This window comes from Pseudomonas sp. MD195_PC81_125 (assembly GCF_014060985.1).
GTDB classification, from domain to species: Bacteria; Pseudomonadota; Gammaproteobacteria; order Pseudomonadales; family Pseudomonadaceae; genus Aquipseudomonas; species Aquipseudomonas parakoreensis.
Genome location: NZ_JABULD010000036.1, coordinates 23,657 through 45,144, shown reverse-complemented (window position 1 = coordinate 45,144; position 21,488 = coordinate 23,657). Strand labels below are relative to the sequence as shown.

At 56.4% G+C, this 21,488-nt stretch carries 16 protein-coding genes and 1 pseudogene; 15 read left to right on the top strand and 2 right to left on the bottom strand.

Annotated features, from left to right (window positions below; translation table 11 throughout):
- The first annotated feature begins 244 nt into the window (after positions 1-244).
- The 3 genes from HT737_RS02165 to HT737_RS02155 all read left to right on the top strand — a co-directional run bounded on the left by HT737_RS02165 (position 245) and on the right by HT737_RS02155 (position 3,296).
- On the top strand, positions 245-1,588 hold the full coding sequence (locus tag HT737_RS02165; protein ID WP_182401248.1) for an OprD family outer membrane porin: 1,344 nt from the start codon (positions 245-247) through the stop codon (positions 1,586-1,588).
- Between the two features lie 128 nt (positions 1,589-1,716).
- The gene (locus HT737_RS02160) at positions 1,717-2,586 is read left to right on the top strand and encodes an oxaloacetate decarboxylase (RefSeq protein WP_182401246.1); all 870 of its coding nucleotides are present in this window, start codon (positions 1,717-1,719) and stop codon (positions 2,584-2,586) included.
- 374 nt (positions 2,587-2,960) lie between these two features.
- Positions 2,961-3,296: a hypothetical protein gene (locus HT737_RS02155; RefSeq protein ID WP_182401244.1), complete on the top strand. Its 336-nt coding sequence runs from the start codon at positions 2,961-2,963 to the stop codon at positions 3,294-3,296.
- A gap of 223 nt (positions 3,297-3,519) precedes the next feature.
- Here the strand turns inward: HT737_RS02155 and HT737_RS02150 are convergent, their stop codons facing one another.
- Both HT737_RS02150 and acnA read right to left on the bottom strand, forming a co-directional pair.
- Positions 3,520-4,524, bottom strand: coding sequence for a quinone oxidoreductase (locus HT737_RS02150; RefSeq protein ID WP_182401242.1), 1,005 nt, complete (start codon positions 4,522-4,524; stop codon positions 3,520-3,522).
- On the bottom strand, positions 4,521-7,265 hold the full coding sequence (gene acnA / locus HT737_RS02145) for an aconitate hydratase AcnA (RefSeq protein ID WP_182401240.1): 2,745 nt from the start codon (positions 7,263-7,265) through the stop codon (positions 4,521-4,523). Before acnA ends, HT737_RS02150 begins: the two co-directional genes overlap by 4 nt.
- Before the next feature lie 116 nt (positions 7,266-7,381).
- Between acnA and HT737_RS02140 the strand changes: the two genes are divergently transcribed.
- The 12 genes and pseudogenes from HT737_RS02140 to HT737_RS02085 all read left to right on the top strand — a co-directional run bounded on the left by HT737_RS02140 (position 7,382) and on the right by HT737_RS02085 (position 21,321).
- Positions 7,382-8,242, top strand: a complete 861-nt coding sequence (locus HT737_RS02140) for a LysR family transcriptional regulator (protein ID WP_182401238.1) — start codon at positions 7,382-7,384, stop codon at positions 8,240-8,242.
- Positions 8,243-8,352: 110 nt separating this feature from the next.
- On the top strand, positions 8,353-9,198 hold the full coding sequence (locus tag HT737_RS02135; protein WP_220459287.1) for an MBL fold metallo-hydrolase: 846 nt from the start codon (positions 8,353-8,355) through the stop codon (positions 9,196-9,198).
- 107 nt (positions 9,199-9,305) lie between these two features.
- On the top strand, positions 9,306-10,190 hold the full coding sequence (locus HT737_RS02130) for an alpha/beta hydrolase (protein WP_374011127.1): 885 nt from the start codon (positions 9,306-9,308) through the stop codon (positions 10,188-10,190).
- Between the two features lie 125 nt (positions 10,191-10,315).
- Positions 10,316-11,569, top strand: a complete 1,254-nt coding sequence (locus HT737_RS02125; RefSeq protein WP_306287138.1) for a PrpF domain-containing protein — start codon at positions 10,316-10,318, stop codon at positions 11,567-11,569.
- 202 nt (positions 11,570-11,771) lie between these two features.
- Entirely contained in the window at positions 11,772-12,605 is an 834-nt protein-coding gene (locus tag HT737_RS02120; protein WP_182401233.1) for an oxidoreductase, read from the top strand.
- Positions 12,606-12,627: 22 nt separating this feature from the next.
- Positions 12,628-13,566: an AraC family transcriptional regulator gene (locus HT737_RS02115; RefSeq protein ID WP_182401231.1), complete on the top strand. Its 939-nt coding sequence runs from the start codon at positions 12,628-12,630 to the stop codon at positions 13,564-13,566.
- A gap of 171 nt (positions 13,567-13,737) precedes the next feature.
- Positions 13,738-14,142, top strand: a complete 405-nt coding sequence (locus HT737_RS02110; protein ID WP_182401229.1) for a RidA family protein — start codon at positions 13,738-13,740, stop codon at positions 14,140-14,142.
- 497 nt (positions 14,143-14,639) lie between these two features.
- Positions 14,640-14,981 carry a hypothetical protein gene (locus HT737_RS02105; RefSeq protein ID WP_182401227.1) on the top strand — a complete coding sequence of 114 codons (342 nt, stop codon included), beginning with the start codon at positions 14,640-14,642 and terminating at the stop codon, positions 14,979-14,981.
- A gap of 101 nt (positions 14,982-15,082) precedes the next feature.
- Entirely contained in the window at positions 15,083-16,339 is a 1,257-nt protein-coding gene (locus HT737_RS02100; protein WP_182401252.1) for a TolC family protein, read from the top strand.
- Positions 16,336-17,820 (top strand): efflux RND transporter periplasmic adaptor subunit, encoded by a 1,485-nt coding sequence (locus tag HT737_RS02095; RefSeq protein ID WP_182401225.1) that lies wholly within the window; start codon positions 16,336-16,338, stop codon positions 17,818-17,820. Before HT737_RS02100 ends, HT737_RS02095 begins: the two co-directional genes overlap by 4 nt.
- Positions 17,817-20,974, top strand: a pseudogene (locus tag HT737_RS02090) (efflux RND transporter permease subunit). The gene HT737_RS02095 and the pseudogene HT737_RS02090 overlap by 4 nt, the downstream one beginning before the upstream one ends.
- The gene (locus HT737_RS02085) at positions 20,971-21,321 is read left to right on the top strand and encodes a copper-binding protein (RefSeq protein ID WP_182401223.1); all 351 of its coding nucleotides are present in this window, start codon (positions 20,971-20,973) and stop codon (positions 21,319-21,321) included. Before HT737_RS02090 ends, HT737_RS02085 begins: the two are co-directional and overlap by 4 nt.
- Positions 21,322-21,488 lie beyond the last annotated feature (167 nt).

Here is a 21,488-nt window from a genome sequence, read left to right as displayed (position 1 = left end):
TTAAACTATCAGGCGCCTGACGTAAGCTATCTGGAGGTAGGGCCTGGCCACTTTGTTGCCAATTCGGCCTTTATGTAGTCCATCAACTGATGTTGCTTTAGCGTCCTTAATCCTCAAGGACTGAACTATAAAAACAATAATTCAATACACTGCCTGCGAAGTATTGAAGATATTTAAGTTTGGCAAACAAAAACAAGAATCTCCTGCTTACGACTGTCTTTACTCTTGCATGGGAAAAATATAGATGAATAAGAGCAAAGTGGCGCTCGGCTTGACCTTGGCCGCAATATATCAACACGCTTGGTCCTCCGGTTTTCTGGATGACAGCAAAGCTTCTGTCAGCTCTCGCACGCTCTATTTTGAAGGGGATCAGCGTGGGGCCAACGGAGTGGATCAGCGGCAGTCAGTAACCGGTTTGAAATTTGATTTCAGCTCTGGTTATACGCCAGGCCTGGTTGGGGTCGGGCTTGATATCCAAGGATTGCTGGGTGTGAACCTGGGCGGTGGCATTTCTCCTCACAGCTCCTCAACCAGTAATACCATTAGCCCCGTTGCTTCAGATGGCACCCCGGTTGATAACTGGAGTCGCCTGGGTGCCAATGCGAAGATCAAGCTATCCAAGACCGAGTTGAAAGCAGGCAATGCGCTGGCGCCAAACCTGCCGATCCTGGTGGCCAATGACTCACGCCTACTTCCTCAGTCCTTTCAAGGCGCCATGGCAACGTCCAAAGAGTTTGATGACGTTACTTTTACAGCAGGCCAACTCAACCGCGCAATCGGTCGAGCCTCAAGTAATTGGGGCGGCATTTCTGCGGGTGGGCGCAAGGGGGCCGATGCATTCCGTTTCGCGGGAGCGGACTGGAAGCCCACGAAGGACCTGATGCTTCAGTATTACTATGCGCAACTGGAAGACTACTACGGCCAGTCCTTTCTAGGATTGACCCATGATTTTCAGATATCACCTGAACAGTCCTTCAAAACTGATCTGCGATACTTCAACAGTCATTCTGATGGGGAAAACGGTAGTAATACCAATTACCAGTACAAAAATGGTTATAACGCTGGTGGACTTGGGGAAGTAAATAACAATACATGGTCTGCTGCTTTTACATATTCGCTTGGCGGCAACTCACTGACCCTCGGTCATCAGCGCGTCAGTGATAGCGGCGGTATGCCCTATGTTACTAACGGCAATCTGGTTGACGGTCGCGGTCGCCCGGAGGGCGAGGGAGGCGCTAGCGTCTACCTTTACACCGATATCATGATTAACAATTTTACCCGCGCGGGTGAAAACTCCAGTTTCGGTATCTATCGGTATGACTTTGCTGGCCTTGGTCTTCCAGGGCTTAAAGCTCAATGGACCTACGTCAAAGGTCACGATATCCGAGGAGTTGGCAATGGAACGACTGGACGATATAGCGAATGGGAGAGTGACTATCGGTTGGACTACACCCTCCAAAGCGGTTCACTAAAAGGACTAGGTTTTTCTCTACGTCGCGCAAACTATCGTACCGAACTCCCAACAACTACAGCGCAGGATCAGGACCAAACCCGTTTTTACATAAACTACACCTATGCGCTTTGGTGACATTTAGCTCAAAGCACTTTGCCCCTTGTACCAGCTTGGCGGGACTGAATGTTCTGGCCAAAGCTGGGCGGGGATCTGCAGCTTTTTTCATGACAGTCACCCAGACGACGTCAAGGACACGGTCGATCATGCCCAGAGTTTCCCACCAAGCATTACGCCGTTCGTTTCGCGAACTGCTGGCATCCAGTAACTGTTTCCAGACCGCTTCAGTCTTTGATCCGATGTCTGCACGCATTGCCGCCGATCTCGGATTTGAAGTGGGTATTTTGGGTGGATCAGTTGCATCTCTTCAGGTTCTAGCTGCACCAGACTTCGCACTCATTACCCTGTCTGAGTTTGTCGAACAAGCGGCCAGAATAGGTCGTGTTGCGCAGTTGCCCGTCATCGCTGACGCCGATCACGGTTACGGAAATGCACTTAATGTCATGCGCACAATTCAGGAGTTGGAGCGCGCAGGAATAGCGGCACTCACGATTGAAGACACCCTTCTTCCGGCTCAATTTGGGTGTAAATCGACAGACCTCATCAGCACTGAAGAGGGTATAGGCAAGGTGCGTGCCGCACTGGAAGCACGTGTTGACCCGGAGCTTTCGATCATTGCTCGAACCAACGCATCAGCCCTTCCAGTGCTTGAGGTCATTCGCCGAACGCACGCTTATCAACGGGCCGGCGCGGATGGCATTTGTATTGTGGGCGTACAAGATTTTGCGCACCTAGAACAGATAGCGGAGCACATCACGATTCCACTGATGTTGGTCACTTACGGAAACCCGAGACTCAACGACAACGAACGGCTAGCCCTGCTAGGAGTGCGGATCATCGTTGCAGGTCATGGCGCTTATTTCGCGTCCATCAAAGCGACCTATGACTGCCTTCGTGAACAACGCCAGCTCACTCGCAGCACATCAAACTTAAGCGCTACCGAGTTGGCCTATACCTACACGCTGCCGGAAACATATTTGAATTGGGCTAGGGACTTCATGGACGTTCAAGAGTGATGCAATTCTCTTTAGCAGCTTTTGTACCTGTTGCCGTCTATAGGTTTACTCCTGTTTGAATCCGCAAGCATGATTTGCGCGCCGTGAAGAGGTATCGCATTCATGCGGTTTGGTCACCCTTGATTGTGTATTCAGCAGTTTGCTTCCAGAGTGATCTGGAAGCTTTTTTTCTTTCCAAAAACGCCTCGCTGGGTTGAGTTCCTGTTTTTCATTGTTCTGAGTATGAAGGACGAAATTTTTTTTCGTCCTAGAAAAGAAATAACTTGTCTGCTCGTTAGCTGACTGAAAGGAATGACCACCCATTGCGGATTCACTGATTGGTGCATCCCGATGGAGGTTGCAGAAAGTGAGAGTGTTAAGTTGGAGATCTTCCAATGACTAGATCGAAAGTTGGGGAAGTCTCGCAGCAAGTCATAGCGTTGGAAACCAATGGCTGGGTTCCAAATAACCGGCGCTTACCTGTACTCATATACCTCAACGTTGTGGGAGGGCGCATCGATTTGGCCCCACGGGTCGAGGAAATTTTCAGAGCAAACGGCTGGTTACGCCAATGGCGTGACAAGGTATACGGCTATCACCATTACTACACTGAAACGCACGAGGTACTTGGCATCGCACTCTTTGCCACTCTAGTCACATACCAGAAATACCCATGGACGGCCGAACACGCCGAATCGCTGGGTAACAAGAAGCATAAATCTGGTTTTTGAAAAGCGTCATTAATTGAGCAATGTGCAGATTTCCGCCGATCATGCTTACGAAGCGTGCTGTTAAAATTCAATGCAATCGGCGGTCAGATCAAATGCAGCGCCTGGTCAAGTGCAATGCAAACGAGTGGTCAGTACCGATGTAATCAGGTGGTCAAGTGGAGTGCAATTTCTCATGTATGACCTCCAGTTTCATGAGTTTGATAACAATACCTTTGCCGGGTTTTTATTGCAGTGTGCGGTCTATCCACAACACTGATTTACCGACCTGTTGGCGACTCTCAATTCGGGCATGGACCTGCTGCACATCCTCCATGTCATAGTGGCCTTCGATGTCGATGTTCAATGCCCCTTCCAGGATTGCCGCAAACACATCGTTGGCGCGCCGTTGTACGGTGGGGCCGTCTGCCATGTGGTCGGCAAGGCGAGGGCGAGTCAGGAAAAGCGAGCCGGCTTCTCCCAGTTCAATAGGATCAAGGTCGGCCAATGAGCCGGAAACGTTGCCATAGTTAACGATCAGACCTCGAGTTCGACAGGCCCTGAAGCTGTCGCGCAGGGTGGCTTTTCCTACGGAGTCGAATACCACATCGACTCCGACCCCGTTGGTCGCCTCGCGTACGCGATCGGCAAAGTGGCCACCGTCATAATTCATCGCATGGTCCGCGCCTCGTTCGAGGGCGACCGCGCATTTTTGCGCGGTACTGCCCGTCGCGAAAATTTCGGCACCGAGCCGCTTCGCCATCTGCACCAGCAACTGACCTATGCTGCCGGACGCGGCGTGAATCAGGCAGGTGCTGCCCGTCTGCAGTCGCGCGATATCCTCGACCAGATAATGGGCGGTTGAACCCTGGAAAATTGCCGCCGCCGCCAGGTCGTAAGTAACCGCATCAGGAATTCGCGCCAGTCTCGCCGCCGGAATGCTGGCGTACTCGGCATAGGCGCCCCAGGCAATGCACCATGCGACTCGATCGCCCGGAGTAAAGTTCTCCACCCCCTCACCGACCTCAATCACTTCGCCAGCACCTTCCATGCCGAGCGTGCAGGGAAGACGGACTGGATAAGTCACCGATGTAGCGTACTTGCCTTGGCGAGTGTGCACGTCCATGAAGTTGATGCCTGCGCAGGCGACCTTCACCAGCACATGGCCAGGCGTCGCCCGGGGACGTGGCATGTCTGTGCGCATTTGCAGCACCTCGGCACCGCCATAGCTTTCGATCATGATTGCTTTCATTTCAAGTCAACTCCACTCGCGCGAGGCTCAATAAGCCGGTTCAGGACATAGGGCAAAATGCCGCCCGCAATGAAATACGCGGCTTCTGCCGGAGTATCGATCCGGGCCAGCACTGGAATTTCCACATGACGGCCATCGCTTCGATGCACTACAAGCGTCAGCTTCTGCCTCGGCTGCACGCAACCGTCCATCCCCAGGATGTCGAAGCTTTCGCTGCCATCGAGTTGCAAAGACTGAGCACTGTCGGTGGCCTCGAACTGCAAAGGCAGAACGCCCATACCGATGAGATTGCTGCGATGAATACGCTCAAAACTGCGCGCAATGACCGCGCGCACCCCTAGTAGCCGCGTGCCCTTGGCTGCCCAGTCGCGACTCGATCCTGTGCCGTATTCCTCACCGGCAAAAATCAATGCTGGTACGTTGGCAGCGAGGTATCGGCGCGATGCGTCAAAAATGCTCATCCGTTCTCCAATGGGCTGCAGTCGCGTAAATGCGCCTTCGTCCATGCCGCCATCAGGCCGCAACGGCAGCAGCAGGTTTTTCAGGCGTACATTGGCGAACGTACCTCGCACCATGACCTCAAAATGCCCGCGCCTTGCACCGTAAGTATTGAAATCCTGGGGCGCTACACCCCGCGCCGTCAGCCATTGTCCGGCAGGTGAATCCGGCGCGATGGCGCCGGCGGGGCTGATGTGATCGGTGGTGACGGAATTGCCGAAGATTGCCAGCGCGCGGGCACCACGGATAGCATTGATGGTGTTACCCGGAGAGCTGAAATAATCCGGCTCTGCCGCATAGGTTGACTCGGGCCAGTCGTAGACCAACCCTGCGCCTGCTTCGATAGCGTTCCACTGTTCCGAACCTTGTGTCACCTCGGCGTAGAGCCGCCGATAAACCGCAGGGGCTACGGCTTGCTGCGCCAATGCCTTGATCTCTTGATCGGTGGGCCACAGGTCGGCCAGGAACACCGGTTGCCCCTTCTGGTCGTTACCTAAGGCTTGGGTACTTAGGTCGATCATCGTCGTGCCTGCCAACGCAAAGGCCACGACCAAGGGCGGGCTGGCGAGGAAATTGGCGCGTAAGGTGCCGTGGATTCGTGCTTCGAAATTGCGGTTACCTGACAGCACAGCGCAGCACACTAGGTCACGGCTGTTTACCAGGTTCTCGATAACCGGTTCCAGACCCCCGATGTTACCCACGCAAGCGCCGCAGCCAAAAGCCGTGATGCTGAATCCCAATTGGCTTAATGGTTCGGCGAGGCCAACGCTGGACAGCAGGTACTCCACGACGCGTGAGCCCGGAGTGAACAGGGTTTTGACCTTGGGCTTGACGGCCAAGCCTCTGGCCACGGCGTTGCGGGCAAGCAGTCCGGCGGCCAGCATCAGTTCAGGATTGGAGGTGTTGGTGCATGACGTAATGGCAGCGACCAGTACGTCACCATGGCCGATGGTCGTGTCGTGCAATCGCGTCGGCACGGTTGGGGAAAAGGTATTCAATGCAAACCGCCGAGACAACTGGCTTGCGGATTTGCCATAACCACCGATGGCCGCATCCTCAAGCAACAGCGATACAAAACGCTCGGGAACCTCGCCAAGATCCAGGTGATCTTGCGGGCGTTTCGGCCCGCTGACACCGGCTCGGATCGCACTCAAGTCGAGGTTGAGCAGCCTGGAGTATTCGATCGATCCGGGCGCCGGTGCACCCCATAAACCTTGTTCACTGTAATAGCCTCGAATCAGCGAGATTTGCCGTTCGGTACGGCCGGTTTGGCGGTAGTAGGCTAAGGTGTTTTCGTCCACCGGGAAGTATGCACAGGTCGCACCGAATTCCGGCGCCATATTGGCAATCGTCGAGCGATCGGTGGCACTTAACGATGTTGTGCCTTCGCCAAAAAACTCCAGCAAATTGCCCACCACACGGGCTTTACGCAGGAACTGCGTGATAAACAGAACAGCGTCGGTTGCAGTCACGCCCGGACTCAGCGCGCCAGTCAGGCAGACGCCAACGACATCGGGCATCAACATATTGAGGGGTTGGCCAAGCATCGCTGCTTCGGCTTCGATACCGCCGACCCCCCAGCCCAAAATGCCGATGCCGTTGATCGTGGTGGTGTGGGAGTCGGTGCCGACTAGCGTATCGGGAAAGATCAAGCCGTCGTCTATCACTACACCTTGGGCCAGATACTCAAGATTTATTTGGTGGCAGATGCCTTTGCCCGGCGGTATGACTGTAAACGTTTCGAACGCCTGCGCTCCCCATTTGAGCAATTCATAACGTTCGCGGTTATTGATGATTTCGAGTTTCTGATTGTTTCCGACTGCCTCGGCCCCCTCGACGAAAACCGTTTGAACTGAGTGATCGACCACCAAGTGCACCGGCACCTTTGGTTCGATGGCTTTGGGATCTGCACCGCGCCGTTGCGCTTGGCTGCGCATGGCAGCCAGATCGGTCAGCAACGCGAGGCCGGTAGAGTCTTGAAGCAGCACGCGGCTGACCACGAAGGGGATCTCTTGATCACGATGGGCGCCGGGATGCCAAGCTGCCAATGCTCTGATGTGCTGTTCAAGCACACGATTGCCGTCGCAGTTACGCATGGCCGATTCCAGCAACAGTCGGATGACGTGAGGTAGACGTTGAATTCCGGTAAAACCCTGCTCAGCTAGGGCCGGGAGTGAAAAATAGCGAAACCCGGCACCGTCGGGCTGTTCCAGATAACGAATGTAAGGTTGATCGACGCTCATAACACGCTCTTGATGTTGGGCAGAATTCAGTGCCACGTAGCCATCAGGATGGTAAAACAACAAAGTCGGTACGAGTATTGCCGAATAATTAACAGTATCTGATCGGAAATAACCCGATGTTCGATTGGCAGGATCTTTATTTTTTTACCGTTCTGGCGCGAACCCAATCGCTTTCGGCGGCTGCGCGGGAACTGGAGGTCGAACACGCAACCGTTGGCCGACGAGTTGATGCATTGGAAAAAGCACTCGGCCTGAGGTTGGTCGATCGCCTTCCCAGAAGTCGTCCACTCACCGAAGAGGGGCGGGCACTAGCCGCATTGGCCGAGAGCATGAGTACCCTTGCCACTGACGTTGAGCGGCTCTCGCGAATGGCCTCAATCGATGTCGCGGGTACTGTAAAAGTCAGTGCGCCACCCTCGATTGCGACGCATTGCATCACGCCCAACATCCCGCGGCTTAGATCCCTGCATCCACGACTCAACATTGTCCTGTTACCGTCTACGAGGCTTGCCGCGCTGGACAAGGGCGAGGCGGACATTGCCATACGCACGGTGCGCCCTGAAGAGAACGCGCTAGTGCGCAGGAAAGTTGGCAAGGTCAGGTTCGGGCTTTATGCCACGCCTTCGTTCAGAACCCTAGCCGAGGAACGGTGGACGTTCATCGCCTATGACCAGGCGCGTGATCACCTCCCGCAACAGGCGTGGCTCCATCAATTGCGTGGCAACCGAAGTGTGGTATTCGCGGCCAGTGATTTAGCCTCTCAACAAATGGCGGCGCGGCTGGACGTTGGTGCGGTGGTGCTGCCTACCATCATCGGAGATCAGGATTCATCTCTTGTCAGATTACCCGTCAGCACAGAGGGGCCGACACGGGATGTCTGGCTAGTCGTTTATCCAGATCTGCGCCGGTCCCCCGCAGTGAAAGTCGTGATGGACTTCCTGGTGGGCTGTATTCAGGCAGAGCCGCAGTTGGGCTAGTTATTCATGACGTTCATGCCTCGTATCCGAAGAGTCGATTTCACCACCGAGGTGAAGCTCTATAGCATTTTTCTCCACGTTAACTGGCAATGACCTGGAGATAGAGCGGCATGCATGTATACCGTTTTGGCGAGACATCGGTGACCAGGGTCACCGAGCAACGCGGCCCTGGATTTGCCCCCGATTATTTGTACCCCGACTGGGATCCACAGGTGCTGCAACAGCATCGCGCATTGATGGAACCGGATTGCTTTGATCCGCTGTCGCAGCGTTTCATCGCGAGCATTCACACCTGGGTGGTAAAAACGGCACACCATACGATCCTGATCGATAGCTGTGCAGGCAATCACAAGGAGCGACCAGGTTTGCCACGCTTTCACCAATTGGAACTGCCGTTCCTGGAGCGCCTGGCCGAAGCCGGAGTGACACCTGAATCGGTGGACTACGTGATGTGCACGCACCTGCATGCCGACCATTGCGGATGGAACACCCGGCGGTTGGACGGACGTTGGGTGCCGACCTTCCCGAACGCGAAGTACGTATTTTCCAGGGCCGAATACGATTACTGGCACGGGCTGATCGGCCGGGAAGGATTTAACGCCAATGTATTCGAGGACAGCGTGCTGCCGGTGATCGAAAAGGGTCAGGCCCTGATCGTCGAGGGTGAAGGCTTGATCAGCGAGTGCCTGCTTATTCATCCGACGCCAGGCCACAGCGTCGGCCACCTGGCCATCGAGTTGCTGCATCGCACACAGGGAGGTCTGTTCAGTGGCGACATCATGCACCAACCACTGCAGGTCTTTCGCCCCGACTGGAACAGCTGTTTTTTGCAGCCACCCCGAGCAAGCCCGGACCTCACGTCGGTGGCTGCTGGAGCAGGCGGCCGAGCGCGGTTTGACTGTGTTCACCAGCCACTTCGCCAACAGCTCCGCCGGCCTCGTTACCCGGGCCGGTGATCACTTTGACTGGCGTTTTATCTGAACCCGTGGAGAGCCGTTTAATGTCCAGCATCACCTGTACTGAATTCATGATCCCTAGTGACACTCCCGGGATCGAACTGTTCGTGCGCAATAAGCGTCGCGCGGATATCGGCTCCTATTCCGGCGAAAAGACTGTGCTGTTCGTGGCCGGCTCCACTTACCCGGCCTCCAGCACCTTCGACTTGGCGCTCGACGGCCAGTCATGGATGGACCAACTCGCGCAAAACGGCTATGACACCTACCTGGTGGACGTGCGCGGCTATGGCCGGTCGAGTCGACCGCCGGAAATGTCGCAGCAGGCCGGGGAGAATGCGCCTGTTGTTCGCACACCCGTCGCTACGAGCGATGTCGCGACGGCTGCGGCGTTTGTGCGCCAGCGTAACGGGGTCAGCCGCATCAACCTGATCGGTTGGTCGTGGGGCACATCGCTAATGGCGCGGTATACCGCCGAGCACAACGAAGCTGTGGTCAAGTTGGTGTTGGTCGCTCCTCAATGGATTCGCGACACCCCGAGCCTGGCGGACAGTGGCGGCACGCTGGGCGCTTACCGTGTGGTGAATCGCACCGAGGCCAAGACGCGCTGGCTTAATGGCGTACCGACGGAGCGACAGGCTGCCGTGTTGCCGGAGGACTGGTTCAATACTTGGGCCGAAGCGACGTTTGGTCCAGGCGAGACACAGATTAAGGCTCCCAATGGCACCGTGCAGGACAGCCGCGAGTTCTGGTCTGTCGGGCGCTCTTTGTACGACCCCTCGCTCATTCGCGTACCGGTGTTGATCGTGCACGCCGACGGTGATCGCGACTGTCCGCTTGAAATGTCCCGCACGGTGTTCTCGAAGCTCACCAATGCGGCTTATCGGCGCTGGGTGGAGATTGGCGAGGGCACTCACAGCGCGTTCATGGAGCGCAATCGCTGGCAGTTGATCGGCGCGGTGCAAATGTTTCTCGACGAACGCCCGCCGTATTGAATCCGCTGTGCTCGCCGAGCATAAAATACCGGGGGGGCGGCGTCTTTCACCGCGCAGTGAACTGGCCTGATTACTTTGGACGCCTCCACCTCCCAGCTAATGCACTAATTGCGTAGGAGTAACATATGCATGAATCCGAAATGCCACGTGTCGATCGAGATGGTCTGCGTATTCGACTTCAATCTGGCGTAATGGAATTACCAGTGCACTACATGAGGGGTGGAACCTCGACAGGTGTGGTGATCTGGGAGCCACTGTTACCCAGCGACGATTTTCTGCGCGCAGAGCTGTTACGTCACCTGATGGGCGTTCCCCTGTCTGGCCATCAACAGAGCAATCGCCAGATAACCGGCCTCGGCCGGGGGCCGGCCACCAGTAACAAGGTGTTTTTGGCGAGAGTTGTGGATACACCAAGAGGTCGCCAGATTGTGAGCACGCTCGCTCAATTGGCCAGTGATCATAGCGATATAGACTGGAGTGTGAATTGCGGCAACATGTCATCTGCATTACCACTCTGGGCCATCGATACCGGAATGATCGAGGCGCCTTTCACTGAAGCCTTTGAGGTTGAAATCAAGAACACCAATACCGGAGTCGTCACGATTGCACGGATGTCTCGCCACGAGGACGGAAGGTTCGTGAGCGTCGAAATTCCCGGTGTCAAAGGCGCTTACCCAAGCGTTGATTTGTTTCTTCAATCCCCTGTGGGTAACAAGACGGGTGCTCTTTTGCCGACGGGCATGGTCATGGACACGGTCGCCGGCCACGACGTTTCGTGTGTCGATGTAGCCGTACCCATGGTAATCGCCGATGCGGCCAGTTTTGGAAAAACTGGCCACGAGCCGATCCAGGAGCTTGAGGCCGATACTGTTTTTATGGCGCAGTTAAGGCAAGTCTGGATTGAAGCGGGGCTCAAGATGCAGCTTCGGCGCCGTGATGGCGAGCTTATGGACCGTGCTGATCTGGAACGAAGCGAAACCATCCCCAAAGTGTGTATCGTCGGTGCCCCGCGTCACGGTGGCAATATTGCCGTTCGGTACTTTACGCCTCAAACGGGGCATGCTTCGTTGGCGGTCTCGGGAGGCTGCTGTCTTGCCGCTGCGTGTCTGCTTCCGGGGACAACCGCGCACAGAGTGGCAAAAGGTATTGTCAAACCATCGACTTCGTTTTCGGATATCGAAGTGAGCATTGAGAATCCGGCAGGAAAGCTGGATACGACGGTCAGCGCGAAACTTATCGACAGCCAGCTTGAGGTTCAGGCCGCTGCCTATCGACGCAGTACACAAATCCTGATGCGAGGGTATGTCCCGTTATATAGGGCGTCTGCCGAGCTGATCGATTCCATGGGGGCATTGGCAATGCATCCGGCGGGCTATTGAAACCTCCTCATTGCTCCCGTTGCCCATCGAAAGTTATCTCCATTCAGAATCTTGAGGTGGGGCAATGTGGCCGTAATCAACGGGGTACTTATGGCCGAGGCGTTGGCTCTGATAGAAATAGGCAACGCTCGAAGACAAACCGGCATAGGTGGTCGGGTTTTCGATAGTTACCATGCATCCTACCTACGTATTGGAATTGGCCATGAACAGCAGAAAAACGATATTCATCACGGGAGTGAGCAGTGGTTTCGGCAATGCATTGGCGAAAGAAGCGCTTGCTGCAGGCCACCGGGTTATCGGAACCGTACGGAGCGAAACCGCTTTGCAGGCCTTTCAGGCGCTCGATGTGGATGATGTTCATGGGGTGATTCTGGATGTCACCGACTTCGACGGGATCGACAGCGTCGTAGCGGCTATCGAAGAAAACCACGGACCGGTCGACGTGTTGGTCAACAACGCCGGGTACGGTCATGAGGGCATCTTCGAAGAGTCGCCGCTGGAAGAAATCCGTCGCCAATTCGACGTTAATGTGTTCGGCGCGGTAGCGGTGATCAAGGCTTTCGTGCCTTATTTTCGTAACCGTCGTGCCGGTCACATCCTTAATATCACCTCAATGGGCGGCACCATCACGATGCCGGGTATCGCGTACTACTGCGGGAGCAAATTTGCTCTCGAAGGCATCTCTGATACGCTGAGTAAAGAACTGCTGCCATTCAATATCTTTGTGACCGCAGTCGCGCCTGGCTCATTTCGCACTGACTGGGCAGGTCGTTCGATGCAGCGCACCCCACGGAGCATTGCCGACTATGACGCCAGTTTCGACCCTGTGCGTAAAGCGCGAGAAGAGAAGAGCGGCAAACAACTTGGTGATCCTCGGAAAGCTGCTTTAGCAATGTTGCAGGTTATTGCCAGCCCGACACCACCGGCCCACTTACTACTGGGCAGCGATGCTCTGGGGCTGGTACGTGACAGGCTGACTCGCGCGGCCAGTGAGATCGATCAGTGGGAAACGCTGACCCGCTCAACCGACGGTTGAGCGCCAAGCAGAGGGGCCGTCCATGACTCAGTTCGATTCAAGCACCTTGCGTATGGTGCAACTGATGGAAAAGCTCGCGCCGGTCGAAGGCTACAATCTCAGCGTGCTGGAAGACATCCGCTTTTTGCGTTCGAATCGGCCCCTAACTCGCATTCCGGTGCTTTATGACCCGGGTATCGTGATCCTGTGCCAAGGACGAAAGCGCGGTTATCTGGGAGATGACGTCTACGTTTATGACGCCCAGCATTACTTGGTGGTGTCCGTGCCAGTTCCTTTCACGATGGAGACCGACGCCAGCGAGGCGGAGCCCATGCTGGCGGTCTACATACGCCTCGACATGCAACTGGCCAGCGAATTGATGTTGCAAGTGGATGAGGCACTGGGGCCAAGTGACTCCCACCCCAAGGGTATGTATGCCTCACCGATGGATGGTTTGCTGCGTGCCTCGACGCTGCGCTTTCTCGAGGCGATGAGCATTCCAGGCGAAGCGCAAATTCTGGGGCCGTCGCTGGTGCGGGAAATCTACTACCGCATCTTGGTCGGCGAGCAGGGTGGCTCGATGCGCGTAGCACTCAATCGCCAGGGGCACTTCGGCAAGGTGACTCGCGCGATCCGCAAGATTCACAGTTGCTATCAGGAGCATATGGATGTCGAGACGCTTGCGCACGAAGCAAGCATGAGCGTGCCCAACTTCCACCTGCACTTTCGTAGGGTGACGGACTCCTCACCCATGCAGTACGTGAAGTCGACCCGCTTACACCAGGCACGTTTACTGATGCTGCGCAACACCATGAGCGCTTCAACGGCGGCGTTCAGCGTTGGCTATGAAAGCGCCTCGCAATTCAGCCGCGATTTCAAACGCTTTTTTGGCCGAACACCCCAGGCTGAGATCGAATGGATGAAGGCGACCTATGCATTGCCTGCGCTGTCCACGCCATCTATCTACGTCTCGTCACATTAGCAATGAGCTGACCCGCTCCTATGGCAATCGAAGAGCTAGATCGACCACAACCCAGCGCCGGGGCAACACTGGAAATCGAAGTGCGGGTGCGCGCATTTGTCTCGCCGCAGGTAAAAGCGTCCTATCGTTTTTGGAGGTAGAATCCGTCGATCACCTGCCCAAGAGCTCCGTATGTCTGACCGTGAAATCATCATTCCAGACACCATGAAATCCGTCGTCGAGCGCGCGGGTTACGCCCCCGCAGTCAAGGTCGGCGACACCCTGTACTGTGCAGGCCAGGTAGGCAGGACTGCTGAACTGGAAGTGATCCGGGATCCCGAGCAGCAGTTCATCAGCGCCTGGGAAAACCTGGCTCACGTGCTGGCCGCTGGAGGCTGCAGCTTCGAGGACGTTGTCGAGATGACCACTTATCATGTTGACATGTCCAAGCACATGGCGGTGTTTCGCGAGGTGAAGAACCGGGTATTCCCCAGAGGCCTTTGCGCCTGGACCTGTATCGGTGTCAGCGAACTGGCGCACCCCGGGCTGTTGGTGGAAATCAAGTGTGTAGCAGTGCGGCAAACTAGTAAAAAGTGAAGTATCTCTTTCACTTTCGATATTCTCACCAACTTTTCTTGCGCAACCCAAAGCCGACATCAGGCGATTGGTGCCGGTCGCAATGGACTGCAATCCACTTAAAATACAGCCCTCTGCGACCCGAAAATTTGGCCTACAGGTACCTCCGGTCCAAGACAACATCAACGATCAGCTGCATCGGATTTGACCATCACACTGCGTGGCCATGACCGGTAGAGAATGGCCCCATAGCAGACCTTTGAAAATGCCCCGTCGCCTGCACACTGTTCATCTTTTTAGCTCCTTTACCGACGCTGGTTGATCGTTGGAGTCGTACGAGTCACCCACATCCGAAGTTGGCCGTAATACGTCAGGAGATAGTGAGCTGGCTGACAATGTAATGTTGGCTTAATACTGAAGCGCTTATATCCCGCGCAATCAGCGCCTTGCGGAATGCAGCTAAAAGCGTGTGTTCAATTGATTGTTAGTGCCATATCTGACGGCTACACTCCAACCCCATGAAACGCTACCTGCGGCTTTGCCTCATTTTCATGATTAGCCTGGCGCTTCCCCTCAGCGGGATGGCGGGCGTACAGGCACCTACAGAACCATGCCCAATGAAGTCGATGGGCATGGCGATGATGGACGATATGGGCATGAATTGTTGCAATGATATGAAAAGCCCGACCGAGCATGGCAAGCCCTGCAAGCCTGGCCAGGAATGCAAGACAGGCGGCATGCTGCAAGTCACGATCATCAAACCTCCTGTCACCGTGTTCAGCCCCATAGTGGTTTCCTTTTTCAGTGATTCCCTGCCCGCACAAACCCCGTCCGGGGTATGGCGACCACCTCGCATTTGATTCCTGTCCAACATTGAGCCTTATTCCGCATTAGCGGAATGGACTAGCTGCGCGCATGTCTTTTTTGACGCGTGCAGTGGATGATCACAGGAATCGTAAACATGAACTGCAAGTGCTATTGCACAGGCTGGTCCCTCGTGGCCGGTCTGGCGGTAAGCGTGCTCGCATTGCCGAGCTTCGCTGCCGCATTGACACTCGATGAAGCGTTGCGGCTGGCCGAAAACAATGCACCGTCGCTGGTCGCACAGGATGCAAAGATTCAGGCCGCCAGCAGTGCGGCTATTCCAGCGGGTGAATTACCTGACCCCAAGTTGCTGGCAGGTGTGCAGAACTACCCCATTGGCGGACCGGATCGCTGGAGCATCAACGACGACTTCATGACCATGCAAATGGTCGGAGTCAGGCAAGAGATGCCCAACGGTGACAAGCGCAAAGCTCGTATCGAGGTCGCCAACGCCGCCGTTGATCGCGTTGCCGCCGAGCGTCGCGTTGCACGACTGAACGTGCGCCAATCCACAGCATTGGCCTGGATCAGCAGCTACTCGGTTGAACGCAAAGATGCGCTACTCCAGGACTTCTACAAAGAAAACCGTCTTCTGACCGCGACCGTCCGCGCCAGGATTGCCAGTGGCCGCGCTCAACCCGCCGATGCGGTGACGCCCAAGCAAGAAGCGGCTCAACTGGCGGAGCAACAGGACGATCTGGTTCGCCAGCGCGATCAGGCACGAGCGGCACTAAAACGCTGGATTGGTTCAGCCGCCAACGACAAGCCGGTGGGCCGCTTGCCTGAATGGCCTGTCGATTCCTCAAGCTACGCCCATAAACTGCAACACCACCCCGAGTTGGCAGTGTTTGCGCCGATGACCCGCGAAGCGCAAGCCAAGGTTCGTGAAGCCGAGTCGGAGAAAAAGTCAGATTGGAGTTGGGAACTGGATTATCAGCATCGCGACCGCCAGTTCGGCGACATGATCAGTGTGCAATTTTCATGGGACCTGCCGCTGTTCCCTGACACTCGCCAAAACCCCAAGATTGCGGCCAAACAGGCTGAACTCAGTCAGCTTGAGGCCGAGCGCGAAGATCTGTCACGCGAGCATACCCAACAACTGGAAAGTGAACTGGCTGACTATGAGCGCCTGAATCGCGCTGTACAGCGAAACCAAGAAAGCCTGTTGCCGCTAGCCAGGGAAAAGGTCGAACTCAGCATGGCCAGCTACCGTGCCGGCAAAGGCGATTTAAACGCCGTGATTGCCGCCCGACGTGAACTCATCGAAGCCCGAATCAAACAGGTCGACGTGGAAGAGCAGCGAGCGTTGACCAGTGCGCGTCTGTATTTTGCTTATGGGGAGTCCAGCCAATGATTCTTAAAAAATGGAATGGGGCATTGCTGGTGGGCATCTCGCTGGCATTGGGTGTTGCCGGTGGCTACTGGTTCGCTCAACAGCGTGTGAGCGCAGTAACCGTCATCGCCCCGGAGAAGGGCGCTGATTCACCGGATGAGCGCAAGGTTCTGTACTGGTATGACCCCATGTACCCGCAGCAAAAATTCGATAAGCCGGGTAAGTCTCCCTTCATGGACATGCAACTGGTTCCTCAGTACGCCGGCGGCGCGGGGGATCGTGCTTCCGTCAGTATCGATCCAGGTCTGACCCAGAATCTCGGACTGCGCTATGCGACTGTCACCCGTGGAATCCTTGATTCCAGCCTCGACGTGACCGGTGTCCTGGCGTTCAACGAACGTGATGTCGCGGTGATCCAGGCACGCACAGCTGGTTTCGTGGAACGGGTCTATGCCCATGCTCCCGGTGATGTGCTCAAGGCCAATGCGCCGTTGGCGGATATCCTGGTGCCGGAATGGGCCGCCGCCCAGACAGAGTTCCTTGCCCTCAGGCGCAACGGGGATGCTGACCTGTTGGCTGCCGCTCGCCAGCGACTGCGGCTCACAGGGATGCCGGCAACACTGATTACTCAGGTAGAGCGCAGTGGCAAAGTCCAACCGAACCTGACCCTCACCAGCCCCATCATCGGCGTGCTGCAAGAGTTGAACGTGCGTGCGGGTATGACCTTGGCGGCGGGTGAGACTCTGGCACGCGTCAATGGCTTGAGCAGTGTCTGGCTGGCCGTGGCTGTTCCAGAAGCGGATGCTGGAGCCATTACCGTGGGCCAGGCAGTCGAGGCGCGCTTGCCAGCTTTTCCAGGGGTAACACTCAGTGGCAAGGTCAGCGCGATTTTGCCCGAGACCAATCCGGACAGCCGCACCCTTCGCGTGCGGGTGGAACTGCCCAATCCGGACGGGCGCCTCAGACCGGGTTTGACCGCGCAAGTCCGCCTGAGCCGCTCGACTGAGCAAAGTGTGTTGTGGGTGCCGAGCGAGGCGGTCATTCGCACTGGCCGACGTGCCCTGGTGATGCTCGCCGAAGATGCCGGCCGCTACCGCCCGGTAGAGGTGCAACCCGGGCAGGAAAGCGATGGCAAGACGGCGATTTTGAAAGGCCTGGAAGAAGGCCAGAAGGTTGTTACGTCCGGCCAGTTTCTGCTCGATTCGGAGGCCAGTCTCAAGGGTATTGTTGCAAGCTCGCAGGAAGAGTCAGCACCCAATGCAACAGCCCCCAGTTTGCATGAGGCGGATGGGCAGATCGTCGAGATCAACGACAAAGAAGTCACGCTCGCCCATGGCCCCTTCAAGACGCTGGGCATGCCTGGTATGACGATGACGTTCCCACTCGCTAGTCCAGCGCTGATGCTGGGCCTCAAAACGGGGGATAAGGTCCGCATTGCGGTGAGCCAGACCGATGATGGTTTGCGTGTCGAGCGTCTGGATAAATCGGGGAGCCAGCCATGATTGCTGCCCTGATTCGTTGGTCGGTGGCCAACCGATTCCTGGTGCTGTTGGCGACGCTGTTTGTCACGGCTTGGGGCATTTGGTCGGTGCAGAACACGCCCATCGATGCGCTGCCGGATCTCTCCGATGTTCAAGTGATCATCCGCACCCCTTTTCCGGGACAAGCGCCGCAGATTGTTGAGAACCAGGTGACCTATCCGTTGGCCACCACCATGCTCTCAGTACCGGGAGCCAAGACTGTGCGTGGTTATTCCTTCTTCGGTGACAGCTTCGTTTACGTGCTGTTCGAAGACGGCACTGACTTGTACTGGGCTCGCTCACGGGTGTTGGAGTATCTGAGCCAAATACAAAGTCGGTTGCCGGCCAGCGCCAAGCCGGCGTTGGGACCGGATGCGACGGGCGTGGGCTGGATCTATCAGTACGCACTGGTGGATCGCAGTGGAGGACACGACCAGGCGCAGCTACGCGCACTTCAGGACTGGTTCCTCAAGTTCGAACTCAAGACCCTGCCCAACGTTGCGGAAGTGACCACCGTGGGCGGCATGGTCAAGCAGTACCAGGTGCAGCTTGATCCGCTCAAACTGGCCAGTCTCGGTATTACTCAGGCTGAGGTGACCGAAGCTATCGGCAAGGCCAATCAGGAAACGGGTGGCGCGGTGCTGGAGATGGCAGAGACCGAGTTCATCGTGCGGGCTTCCGGCTACCTGAAGTCGCTCAATGACTTCCGGTCGATCCCACTCAAATTGGGTGCGGGTGTGCCGGTGACCCTTGGCGATGTCGCCAGGATCCAGTTGGGACCGGAAATGCGGCGTGGCATTACTGAACTCGACGGCGAAGGCGAGACCGTCGGCGGCGTGGTGATTTTGCGCAGTGGCAAGAACGCTCGCGAGACCATCGCAGCGGTCAAGACTAAACTCGACGAACTGAAAAGCAGTTTGCCGGCCGGGGTGGAAATCGTCACCACCTACGACCGTAGCAAGCTGATCGACCGCGCTGTGGAAAATCTCAGCCACAAGCTGATCGAAGAGTTCATCGTCGTCGCGTTGGTGTGTGGGATCTTCCTCTGGCACCTGCGTTCATCTCTGGTGGCGATCATTTCACTGCCGGTGGGGGTGCTGATTGCCTTCATCGTCATGCGTTACCAGGGGATCAACGCCAACATCATGTCCTTGGGCGGGATTGCCATTGCCATCGGCGCGATGGTCGATGCTGCGGTGGTGATGATCGAGAACGCCCACAAGAAAATTGAGGCCTGGCACGTGGCCAATCCTGGAGAAGAACTGAAGGGTGAGCGGCATTGGCACGTGATGACCGAAGCGGCGGCAGAGGTAGGCCCGGCACTGTTCTTTTGTTTGTTGATCATCACCCTGTCATTCATTCCAGTGTTCACGCTGGAAGCTCAGGAGGGACGGCTGTTCGGCCCTTTGGCGTTCACCAAGACCTACGCCATGGCCGCAGCGGCGGGATTGTCGGTGACGCTGGTGCCGGTGTTGATGGGCTACTGGATACGGGGGCGAATCCCTGGTGAACAACAGAACCCGTTGAACCGCTGGTTGATCCGGATCTACCAGCCAGCCCTGGACGCAGTCTTGCTACGACCCAGGATCACGCTGCTGGTGGCGCTGTTGGTTTTTGTCAGCGCGCTATGGCCAATGTCTCGCTTGGGTGGCGAGTTTCTCCCCGCGTTGGACGAGGGCGACCTGCTTTATATGCCATCGGCCCTACCGGGATTGTCGGCACAGAAAACGGCGCAACTGCTGCAACAGACTGATCGCTTGATCAAAACCGTTCCAGAGGTTGAACACGTCTTCGGTAAAGCCGGGCGTGCCGAAACCGCGACAGACCCGGCACCACTGGAAATGTTCGAAACCACCATTCAGTTCAAGCCGCAGGAGCAATGGCGTCCAGGCATGACCCAGGAAAAGCTGGTGGAAGAACTGGATCGCGTGGTGCGCGTTCCCGGTTTGACCAACATCTGGATACCGCCGATTCGCAACCGTATCGATATGCTGGCTACGGGGATCAAGAGCCCCATCGGCGTGAAAGTGGCGGGCACCAACCTGACGGAGATCGATGCCGCGACTCAGGTGGTCGAGCGGGTGGCCAAAAATGTGCCTGGTGTCAGTTCGGCTCTGGCCGAGCGCCTGACCGGTGGTCGCTACATCGACGTGGACATCGATCGCAAGGCCGCCCGCCCGCTATGGGTTGAACATCGCCGATGTGCAATCCATCGTGGCCGGTGCCATAGGGGGTGAAAACGTAGGGGAGACCATTGAAGGGCTTGCGCGTTTCCCGATCAACGTACGTTATCCACGCGAGTGGCGCGACTCGCCAGGTGCCTTGGAGCAATTGCCGATCTACACCTCGTCAGGCAGCCAGATCACCCTCGGCACAGTGGCGAAGATCAGGATCACGGACGGTCCGCCGATGCTCAAGAGCGAGAACGCACGTCCTTCAGGCTGGGTGTACATCGATGTGCGAGGTCGGGACATTGCCTCGGTGGTCGCCGATCTGCGTCGGGTCGTCAATCAACAGGTCAAGTTGCAGCCAGGAATGAGCCTGAGCTACTCGGGGCAGTTCGAGTTTCTCGAAAGGGCAAACGCACGCCTGAAACTGGTGGTGCCTGCCACGTTGTTGATCATCTTCGTGCTGCTCTACCTGACGTTCGCTCGCTTCGATGAGGCCTTGCTGATCATGGCCACTCTGCCGTTTGCACTGACGGGAGGGGCGTGGTTCCTCTACCTGTTGGGGTTCAATCTGTCGGTGGCCACGGGGGTCGGTTTTATCGCGCTGGCCGGTGTTTCTGCCGAGTTTGGCGTCATCATGCTGCTCTATTTGAAGAATGCCTGGGCCGAACGTGAAGACCTTGGCGACAGCACTGAGCGCGGGTTGCTGGTAGCGATTCGTGAAGGCGCTGTGCAGCGCGTTCGCCCCAAGGCCATGACCGTCGCCGTGATCATTGCGGGTCTGTTACCCATCCTGCTGGGCAGCGGAACCGGCAGCGAGGTGATGAGCCGCATCGCCGCGCCCATGGTCGGCGGTATGGTCACGGCCCCCCTTGCTTTCCCTGTTTGTCATTCCGGCAGCCTATCGCCTGATGCGCCGCCGGCACCTGATTGCTGAACCCACTCACCACCAAGGAAAAGTCATATGAAACTGATCCGGATCGCCGTTGCAGGCACCCTCGTTACGCTGTCTCTTTCGGCCCTGGCAGAAGACATGCCGGGCATGAAAATGGACGGTATGGAAGGCATGCAGATGAAGCAAGAAACAAAGCAGACTCCAGTGGCCAATGCCGACGGAACGATCAAGGCTATCGATACGACGAAGCATACGGTGACCATCTCTCACGGCGCTGTACCAGCCGTGCAATGGCCACCGATGACTATGGCCTTCTCCGTAACGGAAGACCAACTGGCCGGGCTGGCGACCGGAGACCGCGTATCGTTTTCCTTCCGACTAGAGGGGGGGAAAGCAACGATTGTTTCCATCAAAAAATGAAATATTGATGTTGTTCGTAGCCGGCACGCATCGTCGTGCCGGTTTTAACCATTTTTACAAACAATTAGCACTTCGGAGACGAAGCGTGAATGGCGGCTTCTAGCCGAAAGCGGGTGGTCAGGAGTTGACGCGTTCTATGGTTTTGCACTCCTGCTCACCCTCGCGAG